Source organism: Micromonospora sp. NBC_00858, from assembly GCF_045207365.1.
Lineage (GTDB): Bacteria > Actinomycetota > Actinomycetes > Mycobacteriales > Micromonosporaceae > Micromonospora.
This window is the reverse complement of record NZ_CP108828.1, coordinates 7,681,913-7,695,810: the sequence shown is the minus strand read 5'-3', so window position 1 is coordinate 7,695,810 and position 13,898 is coordinate 7,681,913. Positions and strand designations below refer to the sequence as shown.

Here is a 13,898-nt window from a genome sequence, read left to right as displayed (position 1 = left end):
CAGGAAGGGTCAGCGCAGGTCGGCCGCCACGAACGACCACAGCTCAAGATCGACCCGGCCGCCGCGGACGAAACCGGCGTTGCGCAGCAACCCTTCATAGCTGAAGCCGGCCTTCTCGGCGACCCGGCGGGAGGCCAGGTTGCCGGGAGCCACCCGCAGCTCGACCCGCTGGAAGTCGTGCTCCAGGATCAACGCGATGGCCACCGCGTCCACCGCCTCGGCGGCCAGGCCGAAGCCGCGCGCGTGCGGGGCCATCGCGTAGGAGACCTCGGTGAGCCGTGCGCCCCAGTCGGTGCGCCGCGTCCACAGCGAGCCCACCACCTGGTCATCCTCACGACGCAGCACCGCGTAGTGGTCCCCCTCGCCACTGTCGCGGCGCTGCCGGGCCAGATCGGTGCACCAGGCGTGCCCGTCGATCGGGCCGGAGTCGTCGGCCAGCGGCAGCCAGCGCCGGGTCAGCTTGTCGGCGAAGATCTCCCCGGCCGCCGACGCATCCGCAGCGGTGAGCCGCCGCACCTCGGTGCGCGGGGTGGAGACGGTCAACGCCGGGAAGCGGCGCACCGCCACCTGACCGATCACGCCGGCACCCCGCCGGGCTGCGCGGGCACGCCCTCGGTCGCCGGGTCGGTCGCCGCTGCGGCGACCAGCCGGGCGGCGGTCGCCGGGTGGGCGGCCCAGTGCAGGGCGAGCTGGGAGGCGTGCACGTTGCGCCAGACGAAGCCCTCCGGCGCGCCACCGTCCCAGCTCCACGCCGGCCGCTGACCGGCACGCGGGGTGAGCACCGCGCGATGCTCCTTGTGCCCGATCAGGATCGTGCCGGTCGCGGCGACCACGCTGTCGGTCTGGGCGGTCGCCTGCCGGTAGCCAGCCACCAGGCCGTCCCGGCTGACACCGACCGCGTCCAGCACCCCGCACATCGGCAGCCCGTCCATCTCCCGGGCCAGCCAGAGCAGACCGGCGCCCTCGGCGACCACCGGACGCCCGGTACGCGCCAACTCGGCCACGGCGATGCAGAGCCGCCGGTTGGCCGACAACTGCTCGGCGTACGCCTCGGGCAGCCCGCCGCCGACGACCAGCGCACGGGTGCCGGCCGGCAGCGCCTCGTCGCGCAGCGGATCGATCGTGACCACCTCGGCGCCGGCGGCCCGCAGCAGCTCGGCGGTCTCCGGGTGGCTGAAGCTGCCGCCCGGCCCACCGGCCAGCGCCACCAGCGGGCGGTCCGCCAGGACCGGCACCGAACCGAGCGCCTCCTCCGGTGACCATGCCTCGGCGGGCAGCGGCGGGGCGGAGCGGGCCAGCCCGAGCAGCCGTTCCAGGTCGACCGTGGCGGCGACCGCCTCGCCCAGCCGGCGGACCGCGCGAGCGGCATCGGCGGACCCGTCGACGACCGGCGCCACACCGTGCCGACGCGACGGCAGCACCGCCGGCAGGTCCTGCCTGCGCAGTGCGCCGTAGACCGGCACGCCCACGTCGTCCAGCGCCTCGCGCAGCATGCCCTCGTGCCGCGAGGACGCCACCCGGTTGAGGATCACCCCGCCGAGCCAGAGCTGCTCGTCGTACGAGCGGAAACCGTGCACCAAGGCGGCAACCGACTGCCCCATCGCGGCCACGTCGACCACCAGCACCACCGGGCTGCGCAGCGCGGCGGCCGCGGCGGCCGTGGACTCCTGCTCCGGGCGGCCACCGACCGAGTCGTACAGCCCCATGCTGCCCTGCACCACGGCGAGCCCGGCGCCCGCGGCGCCGTGCGCGACCAGCGGGGCGAGCCGATCGACGCCGACCAACCGGGGATCGATCACCCGACCGGGCCGACCGGCGGCGAGGCCGAGATAGGCGGCGTCGACGTGGTCCGGGCCGAGCTTGAACCCGGCGACGTCGACACCCCGCTCGGCCAGGGCGGCGAGCAGCCCGATCGCCAGCGCGTTCTTGCCGTGCCCGGAGGACGGCGCGCTGAGCACCAGACGCGGCACGACGGTCATCATCGACTCCTCGCGGGGGCGGCGGATTCGCGCGACGGCCGACCGGGGGGCCGGTCCGTCCGCGTGACGATACCCGCCCGGCCCGACGCGCGAGCACCGCCAACCGGGGCCGGCTCGACCGTTCCGACCCGGCCGAGGTCAGTGGCCCCGGTCATACGGGTAGCCTCGGTGCCGTGTACCGGTTCCTGCTGAGCCCACGTTGGCTGGGCGCGTTCGCGCTGACCCTGGTCGCCGCAGCGGTCATGGTGCTGCTCGGCAACTGGCAGATGGACCGCTACCAAGGGCGCACCGAGATCAACGAGCGGATCGACGCCGGCCTGCGGATGGCCCCGGTGCCGCTGACCGACGCGCTGCGCGCCCCCACCGGCGGTGCGGGAACGGCCGGCCCGGCCCCCGCCGAGGACAGGGTCTGGACCCGGATCACCGCCACCGGCCGGTACGACCCGACGAACACCGTCCTGGTCCGCGGCCGGACGGTGGACAGCCGGGTCGGCTTCGAGGTGCTCACCCCGCTGGTGCTCGCCGACGGCACCGCGCTACTCGTGGACCGTGGTTGGATCCCGCCGGCGCCGGGTGGGGCGAACGCCCAGCCGCAGGTGCCCGCCGCACCGACCGGCGACGTGACGGTGGTCGGCCGGGTGCACGAGACCGAGAGCGGCGCCGGCGCTGTGGACCGGCGCGACGGTCGGCTGGAGACCCGACGGGTCGGCGTGACGCGGCTGGCCCGCGAGCTGCCCTACCCGGTGTACGGCGGTTACGTGCTGCTGGACGAGCAGACCCCGGCCGCCGACCCCATGTTCAAGGCGGTGCCGGTCGGGCACGCCAACAACTGGCAGAACCTCGGCTACGTCGTGCAGTGGTGGCTCTTCGCCGTGATGTCCCTGTTCGGTTACGGCTGGGTGGCCCGCCGGGAGGCCCGCCGCGCCGCCGGCATCACCCCGGCCCCGCTGGACCGGGCCGCCGAGCCGACGCCGACGCCGAGCCCCTCCGCCTGACCGCCGGTCAGCCGGTGGCCCGGCCGGCGTGGATGGCGCGGACGGCGTCGATGGTGTCCGCCTCGGCGGCGGACTTGTCGTCGCGATACCGCACCACCCGGGCGAACCGGAGCGCCATGCCGCCCGGATAGCGCGAACTCGTCTGCACCCCGTCGAAGGCGATCTCCACCACCTGCTCGGGACGGACCCGGACCACCCAGTCGCCGCGCTCGACGGCGAGGTCGAGGAAGCGTTCGGTCTGCCAGCGCAGCAGCTCGTCGGTGAGCCCCTTGAACGTCTTGCCGAGCATCACGAAGTCACCGGTACGCGGGTCGCGGGCGCCGAGATGCAGGTTGGACAGCCAGCCCTGCCGTCGGCCGTTGCCCCACTCCACGGCGAGCACCACCAGGTCGAGGGTGTGCCGGGGCTTGACCTTGACCCAGGCCGCGCCGCGCCGGCCTGCGTCGTACGGGGCGTCCGGCGCCTTGACCACGACGCCCTCCTGGCCGGCGTCGAGGGCGGCGGCGAACGCGGCCCCGGCCTGCTCCGGACCGTCGACCTCCAGCCGGCCGACCAGCAGCGACGCGTCGACCGCGCCGGCGAGCGCGGCCCACCGCTCCCGGCCGGGCAGGTCGATCAGATCGTCACCGTCGAGGTGCAGCAGGTCGAAGAAGTACGGAGTCAGCACGGCCTGGCCGGTGCTGGCGGCGGCCGCGAGCACCGCCGGAGCGACCGGTGTGCGCCCGGTGATGCTGGGCGTGGTGCGCCGGGCGGCCCGGCTGGAGGTCTGCTGGAACGGCAGCGGGCGGCCGGTCTCGTCCAGGCCGATCGCCTCGCCGTCGAGCACCAACTCTCGACCGGGCAGGGCACGGACGGCGGCGACCACCTCGGGCACCCGGGAGGTGATCTCGTCGAGGCTGCGGGTGAAGACGGCGATGTCGCTGCCGGAGCGGTGCACCTGGATGCGGATGCCGTCGAGCTTCACGTCGACCACGGCCGGCGTGCCGGTCGCGGCCAACGCCTCGTCGACCGAGGGGGCACTCTGGGCGAGCATCGGCGCCAGCGGCCGGCCGACCCGCAGGCCGAACCCGGCCAGCTCGGCGGCGCCCCCGGCCAGCGCGGCGACCGCCACCGCGCGCAGGTCACCGGCGAGCAGCAGGGCCCGACGGACCACCGCGACCGGCACCTCGGCGGCCCGGGCCACCGCGTCGGCGAGCAGCCCAGCCTGGGCGCCCTGGCGCAGCTCGCCGCTGAACAGATTGGTGAGCAGCCGTTGCTCGTCGGCGGTCGCCGCCGCGAAGAGGGCGCCGAGCAGCGCCCGGCGCCGGGCCTGCGAGCCCGCGCCCTGCACGGCGGCGATCTGCTCGATGGCCGCGTCGACGGCGGCCACGGTCAACGTCGGCTCGGCGGCCGGCGGTGGCAGGTCACGCAGGCTCGCGTAGCCCACCCCGGTCTGTCGCTGGCGCAGCTCACCGGCGAGATAGCCGGCGCCGGGCTCCACCTCGGCCGCGTCGAGCCGACGCAGCGCGTCAGCGAGCAGCTCCACCTTGGCCCGCCGGCCGCTGGTGGCGCCCACGGCGGCGGAGGTGGCCGCCAGGTCGATGAACCGCACGGACCTCATCCTGCCAGCCACCTCCGACACCGCCCGGGCATTGCCGTGCCCGGGCGGTGTCGGCAGGGTGCCGCCACCCTGCTGGGTGGCGGATCAGGCGGAGACGGGTTCCTCGATGCGCAGCCCCCGGGCGCGGACCTCGCCGGCGACCCGGGAGAGCACCGAGTCGAGGGCGACCAGGGCGGCGGAGAGCTCACCGAGCTGTTCGTTGAGCGTGTCCTCGGACCACGCGGAGACGTCGACGTCCCCCAGCGCGCTGACGGCGGCCCCCAACCGGGCCATCACCTCGTTCGTACTCATGTTCGAAAGGCTATAACAGCCCCGCGCCCGACACACCGCAAACTCCCAGATCAGACCGGAAGTTACGGTTCCGACACCTAGCTCCCGTTCGTGCCCGCTGCGGCCACCTTGCCCAGCAGCAGCGCCTCGGCGAGGCAGACCCGGGCGAATTCTCCGAGGTGCAGGCTCTCGTTCGGCCCGTGCGCGCGGGCGTGCGGGTCCTCCACACCGGTCACCAGGATCGCGGCCTTCGGGAACATCTCCTGGAAGGTGGCGATGAACGGGATCGAGCCGCCGACGCCCATGTCCACCGGATCGGTGCCGTCCCAGGCGGTCCGGAACGCCGAGCGGGCGGCGTCGAACATCGGCCCGGACGCGTCGATCACGCACGGGTCGCCGTCGTGCTCGAAGCTGACCGTCACCTGGGCACCCCACGGCGCGTGCTTCTCCAGGTGCGCGCGCACCGCCGCGTACGCCCGCTTGGGTTCGTCGCCCGGAGCGAGCCGGATGCTCAGCTTCGCCTTCGCCGACGGGACCAGGGCGTTCGGTGCCTCGCCGGTCGACGGGGCGTCGATGCCGAGCACCGCCAGCGCGGGCTTGGTCCAGAGCCGGTCGGTGATCCGGCCGGTGCCGATGAACTGCACGCCCTCGGCCAGCCCGGCCTCGGCCCGAACCCGGTCCTCGGGGTAGTCGACGACGGCGCCCTCGCGGCCCACCAGCCCGTCCACCGCCACGTCACCAGCGTCGTCGTGCAGGGTGGCCAGCAGCCGGACCAGCGCGGTGAGCGCGTCCGGGACGGCACCGCCGAACATACCGCTGTGCACCGCGTGGTCCAGCGTGCGGACCTCGACGAAGCAGTTGACGATGCCGCGCAGCGAGGTGGTCAACGCCGGTACGCCGATGTCCCAGTTGCCGGAGTCGGCGATCACGATGACGTCCGAGGCGATCTCGTCGCGGTGCTCGGCCAGCAGCCGCTCCAGCGAGTCGGAGCCGTACTCCTCCTCGCCCTCGATGAAGAGCACCACGCCGACCGGCAGTGCGTCCCCGTACGCGCGCAGCGCCGCGATGTGCGCCATGATGCCGGCCTTGTCGTCGGCCGCGCCCCGCCCGTAGAGCCGGCCGTCCCGCTCCACCGGCTCGAACGGGTCGGACTCCCACAGCGACCGGTCGCCGACCGGCTGCACGTCGTGGTGGGCGTAGAGCAGCACGGTGGGCGCGCCGGGCGGGGCGGCCCGACGGCCGATCACTGCGGGCTGCCCGCCGGAACGCACGATGTTGACGTCCAGGCCACAGCCGCGCAGCAGCTCGGCGACCGCCTCGGCGGAGCGCTCCACGTGCGAGTGGTCGAAGCCCTCGAAGGCGATGCCGGGGATACGGACGAGGCGTTCCAGGTCGGCCCGGACACCGGGCATCTCCCGCTCGACGGCGGCCCGCACCTCGGACTCGGACATGATCGGTGTGGTCATGACCGGCATCGTATGCCGGCCTTACCCCGACGTGCCGGCCGAGCCCGTACCCTCACCGCCACCCGGCGAGCCGGCACCCGCCGGAGCGCCCGGCGCGGCCCGACCGGCGCGCTGCGCGCGGCCGGCGGCCTCGGTGGCGGCATCCATCCAGGAGCGGGCCCGACCGGCGGTGCCGCCCACCCACTCGCCGACGTCGCTGGCGCCGTCACCGAGCCGACGCAGCAACCCGACCAGCGGGTCGGTGGACCGGCTGAACTCCTCCCGGTACGACTCGGCAGCCGCCTTGATCTCCTCCGAGACGTTGGTCGAGCCGTCGTCGTCGCGGCGCGGGTAGTCCCCGGCCAGCACCCGCCCGTACGCCCCGGAGTCGATCCACTGCCGCAACTGGGCGGCCCGTGCCACCGGCGCCGGATGGGTGCTCCAGGCCGTCATCCGGATCTTGTGCAGGCTGTCCCGCAGGTCGCCGCCACCGGAGTATTCGGCGGCCTGTTCCAGGAAGGCGGTGGTGTCGATCTGGGACAGGTCACCGCCGCCGGCGAGCTTCATCAGCAGCCGCAGCGCGGCGGCCGGGTCCTGCCCGGCGAGCAGACCAGCCCGGTCGGCGGACAGCTCCGCCTTGCGCCACCACTCCAGCATCGCCGCGATGATCGCCCGCAGCGCGAACGCGCCGACCGGCAACCAACTCAGGTTGGCCGCCCACCGGGTGAGGATCATCAGCATCGTCTTGTAGACCGCGTGCCCGCTGCCGACGTGCCCCAACTCGTGGCCGAGCAGACAGCGCAGCTCGTCCTCGTCGAACTGCTGGACGCAGGCGGAGTTGAGCACGATGAACGGCCGGTCCAGGCCGACCGCCTCGGCCCCCAGCCAGGGCGACTGGGTCACGTACAGCTCGGGCAGCTCCGCCACGTCGAGCGCCGCGGCGGCCTCCGTGTAGCGCTGCCACACCGCCGGGTACTGCCGGTGGTCGACCCGGATGCCGGAGGCCAGCACGGAGAGCCGGAAGCCGCGTTCGTTCCACATGCCGAAGAACGCCCGCAGCACGTCGTCGAACCCGCGCAGCTCCCGCAACGCGACCAGGGCGCCGCGGTCGGCCGGATGCTCCCAGGCCCGTGAGCTGATGCCGGTCAGGGTGATCCGACGCCGTGCGGGCGTGTCCGTTGCCGACATCTGGCTCCCCGTTCGCCGTGCCCGACCTTTCCCGCATCGTGCCCCAGCCGGTGGCCGGCGTCCATGCCCCACTCGGGTCAACGGGTGCGCACGTAGTACCGCTCAGCGTCGTGCGGCAGCCTCGGCGCACCGTCGACCACCAGGTCGACCCGGGTGACCGTGTCGTCGGCCTCGAAGTGCGCCCGCTCCCCGGCGTGCCAGCGGCGCAGCTCGGGCAGGATCTCCGGCCCGTCCCGGGCGACCGCGCGAGCCAGCCGCAACGGCGCGGGCGCGGTCACGAAGACGGCCAGGGTCAGCTCCGGCCGGACGAGGGCGCGCGCGGCGCTGACCCCTTCCAGGACCAGCACCGGTGCGGCCGGCACCGGGACCGGGCGGGGCAGGAAGCAGCGCCGGACCCAGCTGTAGCGCCGGTAGGCACCGGGCCTCCCGGCGCGCAGCGGGGCCAGCACCTGCTCGTCCAGGCGCGGCCAGAAGGTGAGCTGGTCGTCCCAGCCGTCCAGCAGGTCGTCGGTGTGCACCACCGGCGGCCGATCACCACCGGCCAGCACCGCCAGGGCGTCCGCGAGGTGCGCGGCGAACCGGCTCTTGCCCGCGCCGCTCGGCCCGTCGACCGCCACCAACCGGGTCCGCCCCAACCGCGCCGGGCTCGCGAGCACCCGGCGGGCCAACTCGGCGTACGCCTCGACGACCACCACGGCCGACCTGCCGGTCAAGTGGCCCGATGCCTCCTCGATGTCCTCGGCCCCATCAGCCATTCCCTCGACGTCCCCGGCCCCATCAGCCATTCCCCCGACGTCCCCGGCCCCATCGGCCATTCCTCCGACGTCCCCGGCCTCGTGGCCTGGTGCCGGCCGGCCGGTTTCGGAGGTCAGCGCGGCCTCGCGTGTTCCGGCCGCCTCAGGGCGGGATGGTGGATGCCGTCGACGAGCGGGCCTCGGCTGGCGAGTTCGTACACGACCGAAGTATGCCGCCGCCGCCGCAGGTCAGGGTGATCGACTCCAGATCGCTGACATCGCGGTATCCGCCGTGAGGGATACCGCGATGTCGGGGAAACCGAGTCGATCACGCGGAATCAGCGGCCAGCGTGGGCCGGCCTGACACGTCCGGCTGACGGCCATGGCCGGGCACCGTCACGTCCGGGGGAATTGGGGCGGCGACGGGTGACGCCGCGACCGTTCGCCGCCCGGGGTGGCACCCGAATCGGCATGATCGGGTGGTGCTCCGAGACGTGATGAGCCCCGGCATCGACGCCCTGCTCGAACAGGCCCGCGCCGGGCTGCACCGACTGACTCCGCAGCAGACCGTCGAGGCGGTCCGCGGCGGCGCGCTGCTGGTCGACACCCGTACCGAGATGCAGCGCCGCGAGCAGGGCGACCTGCCCGGGGCGGTCGTCATCGACCGGACGGTGCTGGAGTGGCGGCTCGATCCGGCCAGCGCCTGGCGCATCCCGGAGGCCACCGCCTACGACCGGGAGATCGTGCTGGTGTGCCGGCAGGGTTACAGCTCCAGCCTGGCTGCCGCCAGCCTGCAGACCCTCGGGCTGCGCCGGGCCACCGACATGATCGGTGGCGTCGACGCGTGGCTCGCCGCCGGCCTTCCCACCACCGACCGCCCGGCCGACATCCGCCACTGACGTTGCTGTCGCCGTCGGCGGCCCTCCAGACCGCCCAACCAGCAGGCCAAGGCACGCCCGGCCCGGTCAGGCCAAGGCACGCCCCGCCCGGTCAGGCCAAGGCACGCCCGGCCCGGTTCAGGCCGGTGGCGGCCCGGGTGGGATGAAGGGGAGGCCGGGGGGTGCCCCGGTCTCGATGAGGCGCCAGAGGGCGTCGGTGTCCAGGTACTCCTCAACCAGGTCACCGAGCAGGTCGAGCGAGCGTTCCCGGGCGGCGGCGAAACTGCTGTCCGGAGCGACCCGGAATCCGGTGCGTCCGGCCAGCCGGGCCGCCTCGGTGAGGAATCGGCGGCGGAACCCGTCGGATTCGAACGTGCCGTGCCAGTGCGTGCCGTGCAGGGCGCCGAGCACCGCACCCTCGCCGGTGCCGTCGGCCACGGTCAGTAGCGGGGTCAGGGCGGGGTCGGCGTGGGAGACGTACCCGTGGTGGATCTCGTAGCCGCGCACCGGCAGGTCGTCGCCGGCGGTGCCCACCGACTGCCGGACGGTCTTGCGCGGGTCGAAGGTGATCTCGATGGGCAGCAGGCCGAGGCCCGGGACGCTGCCCTGGCGGCTCTCCACCGTGTCGTGGATCGCCCGGCCGAGCATCTGGAAGCCACCGCAGATGCCGAGCAGCGGCTTGCCGGCCGCCGCATGGGTGGCGATCGCGTCGGCGAGGCCGGTCTCGCGGAGCCAGGCGAGGTCCGCCACGGTCGACTTGGAACCGGGCAGGACAACCAGGTCAGCGGCGGCCAGCTCGGCCGGTTCGACGGTGAGGCGTACCCGGACGCCCGGCTCGGTGGCCAGCGCCTCCACGTCGGTGGCGTTGCTGATCCTGGGCAGCCGGACGACGGCAACGTCCAGCCACTCGGTCCCGTGCGGGGCGGCCGGTCGACCGAGCACCCGCCCGTAGGCGAGCGAATCCTCGGCGTCAAGCCACAGGTCGAGCGCCCAGGGCAGCACCCCGTACGTGGGGCGGCCGGTCACCTGCCGCAGCATCTCCAGCCCCGGCTGGAGCAGGCCGAGGTCACCCCGGAACTTGTTGATCACGAAGCCGGCGATCAGCGCCTGGTCGGCAGGGTCGAGCAGGGCCACGGTGCCGAACATCGAGGCGAACACGCCGCCCCGGTCGATGTCGCCGACCACGATGGTGGGCAGGTTGGCGTGCCGGGCCAGCCCCATGTTGACGTAGTCACCGGCCCGCAGGTTGATCTCCGCGGGGCTGCCGGCACCCTCACAGATCACCACGTCGTACGCGGCACGCAACTCGGCCAGCGCCGCGTACGCGGTCTCCGCCAGCCGGGGACGCAGCTGCCGGAAGGTGCCGGCCGTGATCGTGTCGACCGCCTCGCCGAGCAGCACCACCTGGCTGGCCAGGTCGCTGCCCGGCTTGAGCAGCACTGGGTTGAACCGCAGGTCCGGGGCGAGCCCGCAGGCGGCTGCCTGCATGGCCTGGGCCCGGCCGATCTCGCCGCCGCGCCCGTCCGGCCCGACCACCACCGCCGAGTTGTTCGACATGTTCTGTGCCTTGAACGGCGCCACCTTCACGCCCTGCCGGTGCAGCCAGCGGCAGATGCCGGCGGTGAGGACGCTCTTGCCGGCGTCGGAGGTGGTGCCGGCAACCAGCAGCCCGCCGCTCACCGCCCGCTCCCCTGCCTCGCCGCGACGGCTCGCCAACCGCGCGGCCGCGCACCGGCACCGCCCGATCCGTGCCCACCAATGGCGGCGAACAGCCCGCGCCCACCGCCGCCGCCCGAGCCACGCCGGCCAACGCCGTCAACCGGCCCGCGCCGGCCAAGGGCGTCAACCGGCCCGCGCCGGCCAAGGGCGGCAACCAGGCCGCGTCGACCGATGGCGCCGGCCAGGCGCCCAACGGTCAGCGGGTACGCGGCGGCCAGCCCGAGGGCGGCCAGGCCGACGGCGCCGGAGATCTGGGCGGCCCGCTTCAGGTGGCGCGCCTCGGGGCGGGGGCCGTCACCCAGGAACGGGCGCACCTCGGAGCGTCCGAAGTAGACGTTGCGGCCGCCGAGGCGGACGCCGAGAGCGCCGGCCATCGCCGCCTCGCACTGACCGGCGTTGGGGCTCGGGTGATCGTTGCGGTCACGCTGCCACACGCGCCAGGCCTGCTCCCGGTTGCCGTTCGCGACCGGCGAGACGGCGATGGTGAGCAGCCCGGTCAGCCGGGACGGCACCAGGTTGAGCACGTCGTCCAGGCGAGCTGCCGGGGTGCCGAACCGGGCGTAGCGCGCCGACCGGTGCCCGACCATCGCGTCGAGGGTGTTCGCCGCGCGGTAGCCCAGCAGCCCGGGCAGGCCGGCAACCGCACCCCAGACCAGCGGGGCGACCACCGCGTCGGAGGTGTTCTCCGCCACCGACTCGACGGTGGCCCGGGCCAGCTCCGACTCACCGAGGGTCGACGGGTCCCGGCCGCAGAGGTTACCGAGGCGTCCCCGGGCGGCGGGCAGGTCGCCGTCACGCAGCGTCTGCCCCATGACGGTGGCCTCCTGTCGTAGCGTGCGACCGCCCAGCACGGTCCAGGTGCCGGCAGCGACGAGCACTGCCCGGGTGACCGGCCGATTCCGGGTGGCTGCCGCGGCGATCGCACCGAGCAGCACCGGCCCGCCCACCGCCAGCGCGGTGAACGCCGCACCGGCCGTCCGGTCCGGCCGGTAGAGGCGACGCTCCAGCGCACCGGCGGCCTGCCCGAAGCCGGCCACCGGGTGCCACCGGCGTGGGTCGCCGAGCAGCCTGTCCAGCGCGTACCCGGCCAGCAGCCCCACCGCGTTCGCCACCGGCGCTGTCCGTCGCACGCGCACCACCTCCGGCCGGCCAGCCTAGACGAGCACCCCGTGAACCAACCCGGCCCGCCGCATTCCACGAGCCCATCGGCAGGCGCGCCCCCAATGCGGGCCGCCGCGCCCACGAGCCGGCCCAGCACGCCCGTGAACCGCCCCGGCCGACGCGGACGAGGCCCCGCCCTTGCGGTCACGCGGGGTGACGACGCCGGTCGCGTCGCCACCCCGCCCCCGTCGTGACGTGCCTGCGAACCACTAGCCCACCGACGCGGCTCTCTCGCACCGGTGGAACCGCATCCCGGCCACCGTCCGGGACAGCCCGGAATGGACCCCGTCCCAGCCACCGTCCGCGACAGCCCGGGATGGACCCCGTCCCGGCCACCGTCAACGACAGGCTGGGACGGTCGAGCCGAAGGTCACGCCGGCTGCGGGAGCCGCCCCCGGCCACGCCGGCCCCGGCCGGACGGCGCGGGCTCCACCTCGTCCGGCACCGGGCCCAACTCGTCATCCCGCTCGTCGTCCAGGTCGTCGTCGTCCGTTCTGGGCGGGAGGGCCAGTTCGTCGTCGTCGGCCCCGCCCTGCACGCCGCCGCCGCCGACGGGAGCGCCGTGGTCGACCGGGCCGGCATCGGCGAACGGGCTGGTGTCGGCGAACGGGCTGGTGTGCGGCGCGCCGAAGTCGGACAGCTCGAAGTCGTCGTCCAGCGGACGGTCGTCGGGCAGGACGGGCGCCTGCCCGGCCGGTACCGGCTCGGTGGGCTCGCCGTGCACGCGGCTCTCCGCGTCCGCGTCCTCGACAGTGCTGGTGGTCGTGCTCGGCCGGTTGCGCAGGAACCGCGCCCGGCCCCGGGACAGGTCGTGGCCGACGGCGACCGCCTCCAGCTCGTAGACCGTGCGGTGGTTACCGGCGTCATCGGTCCAGTCGCGGGTGTAGAGCCGGCCGCAGACCACCACCGGGTCACCGACCATCACCGAGGCCGCGACCCCTTCGGCGAGCTTGCGCCAACAGTTGACGCGGACCCGCAGCGAGTTGCCGTCAACCCACCGGCCGGTGTCCCGGTCCAGCCGGCGGGCGGTGGAGGCGACCTTGAAGTTGGCCACCAGGGTGTTGCTCTGGGTGGTACGCCGCCACTCGGGCGTTGTCAGAATATTACCGACAATTGTTACGTAGGTGTCGAACATCGTCCCTCCAGGGGATCGGGGGCCTGCCAGCGCGAGTCGACTCGGCACGAGCCTGAGCGGTCTGGACCGCCGTCGCCAGCACCCCCACCCCGGCCTGTGGATGACGAAGCCACCTGTGGACAACGCCCTGATCACGGCCCGGTGTGGTACGGCCAACCCACTCGGGCGGCGGACGGCGGTTCCGGGTCCGGCCGAACTGGGTATGGACTTGATCAAGGCACCACCGACAGCTCCACGTCGACGAGAGGTCAGCGCCATGATGATCACCACCATCGGCTCCGCAACCGCTTCCGAGGCGCGGCGATGAGCGCCGTGGCGAACCCGGCCACCGTGGCGGAATGCCTGCGGGTTGGCACCGGGTTCTCGCAGGGCGACCGCACCTGGATCGCCGAGCAGTTCGCCACCCTCGACGCCCGGCTGGCCAGCTTCCACGCCGACGCCACCGAGCTGGAGGTGTCGGTGAAGGACCGGGACGTCCGGGGGCAGAAGGTCACGCTGGAGTGCTGGGTCGCCGGCCGCCAGAAGATCGTCACCACGTCCGCCGAGGAGGACCTGCACGCCGCGCTCAACGACGTCCGTGACGACCTGCGTCGGCGACTCAACGACGCCAAGACCCGGCAGGAGCCCCGGCACAACAAGCACCTGCGCGACGTCAGCCAGCCGCAGGGCCAGGTCGACCCCGCCGAGGAGCCGGAGGCCCTACCGGCCGCCGACCCGAGCCGCGTCGACGCGGAAACGGCCTAACCTCCCCCCGCCCCGCGATCTTGCACGTCTCGCGCCTTCCGCACGGAAGC

Annotated in this window: 12 protein-coding genes and 1 pseudogene; 3 read left to right on the top strand and 10 right to left on the bottom strand. The window is 74.3% G+C overall.

The genetic code is table 11. The features are described 5' to 3' along the window. Window positions 1-9 precede the first annotated feature (9 nt). Together OG990_RS35855 and OG990_RS35850 are read right to left on the bottom strand one after the other, a co-directional pair. Entirely contained in the window at window positions 10-579 is a 570-nt protein-coding gene (locus OG990_RS35855; protein WP_328419565.1) for a GNAT family protein, read from the bottom strand. Beyond that, window positions 576-1,979, bottom strand: coding sequence for a cobyrinate a,c-diamide synthase (locus OG990_RS35850; RefSeq protein WP_406078510.1), 1,404 nt, complete (start codon window positions 1,977-1,979; stop codon window positions 576-578). The genes OG990_RS35855 and OG990_RS35850 overlap by 4 nt, the downstream gene beginning before the upstream one ends. Before the next feature lie 173 nt (window positions 1,980-2,152). Between OG990_RS35850 and OG990_RS35845 the strand changes: the two genes are divergently transcribed. After that, window positions 2,153-2,974 (top strand): SURF1 family protein, encoded by an 822-nt coding sequence (locus OG990_RS35845; protein WP_406078509.1) that lies wholly within the window; start codon window positions 2,153-2,155, stop codon window positions 2,972-2,974. 7 nt (window positions 2,975-2,981) lie between these two features. On the opposite strand, the gene OG990_RS35840 is transcribed toward OG990_RS35845, so the two are convergent. From OG990_RS35840 to OG990_RS35820, 5 genes are all read right to left on the bottom strand, one after another. Continuing rightward, window positions 2,982-4,574, bottom strand: coding sequence for an ATP-dependent DNA ligase (locus tag OG990_RS35840; RefSeq protein WP_406078508.1), 1,593 nt, complete (start codon window positions 4,572-4,574; stop codon window positions 2,982-2,984). 84 nt (window positions 4,575-4,658) lie between these two features. Continuing rightward, the gene (locus tag OG990_RS35835; RefSeq protein ID WP_030333429.1) at window positions 4,659-4,865 is read right to left on the bottom strand and encodes a hypothetical protein; all 207 of its coding nucleotides are present in this window, start codon (window positions 4,863-4,865) and stop codon (window positions 4,659-4,661) included. Window positions 4,866-4,942: 77 nt separating this feature from the next. After that, window positions 4,943-6,295: a dipeptidase gene (locus OG990_RS35830; protein WP_386988434.1), complete on the bottom strand. Its 1,353-nt coding sequence runs from the start codon at window positions 6,293-6,295 to the stop codon at window positions 4,943-4,945. 36 nt (window positions 6,296-6,331) lie between these two features. Continuing rightward, window positions 6,332-7,477: a M48 family metallopeptidase gene (locus OG990_RS35825; protein WP_406078507.1), complete on the bottom strand. Its 1,146-nt coding sequence runs from the start codon at window positions 7,475-7,477 to the stop codon at window positions 6,332-6,334. A gap of 77 nt (window positions 7,478-7,554) precedes the next feature. After that, on the bottom strand, window positions 7,555-8,232 hold the full coding sequence (locus OG990_RS35820; RefSeq protein ID WP_406078506.1) for a uridine kinase: 678 nt from the start codon (window positions 8,230-8,232) through the stop codon (window positions 7,555-7,557). A gap of 476 nt (window positions 8,233-8,708) precedes the next feature. Between OG990_RS35820 and OG990_RS35815 the strand changes: the two genes are divergently transcribed. Then, window positions 8,709-9,110, top strand: a complete 402-nt coding sequence (locus OG990_RS35815; protein WP_328426043.1) for a rhodanese-like domain-containing protein — start codon at window positions 8,709-8,711, stop codon at window positions 9,108-9,110. Window positions 9,111-9,227: 117 nt separating this feature from the next. On the opposite strand, the gene OG990_RS35810 is transcribed toward OG990_RS35815, so the two are convergent. From OG990_RS35810 to ssb, 3 genes and pseudogenes are all read right to left on the bottom strand, one after another. Continuing rightward, on the bottom strand, window positions 9,228-10,769 hold the full coding sequence (locus OG990_RS35810) for a cobyric acid synthase (protein WP_406078505.1): 1,542 nt from the start codon (window positions 10,767-10,769) through the stop codon (window positions 9,228-9,230). Between the two features lie 176 nt (window positions 10,770-10,945). Then, window positions 10,946-11,920: pseudogene (locus OG990_RS35805) on the bottom strand (cobalamin biosynthesis protein); the annotation flags it as partial. 419 nt (window positions 11,921-12,339) lie between these two features. Then, complete coding sequence (ssb, locus tag OG990_RS35800) at window positions 12,340-13,104, bottom strand: single-stranded DNA-binding protein (RefSeq protein WP_406078504.1); 765 nt, start codon at window positions 13,102-13,104, stop codon at window positions 12,340-12,342. Window positions 13,105-13,407: 303 nt separating this feature from the next. Here ssb and OG990_RS35795 point away from each other — a divergent pair, with 303 nt between their 5' ends. Then, a complete protein-coding gene (locus tag OG990_RS35795) occupies window positions 13,408-13,848 on the top strand; it encodes an HPF/RaiA family ribosome-associated protein (protein WP_406078503.1) in 441 nt (146 codons plus the stop codon). Window positions 13,849-13,898: the final 50 nt, after the last annotated feature.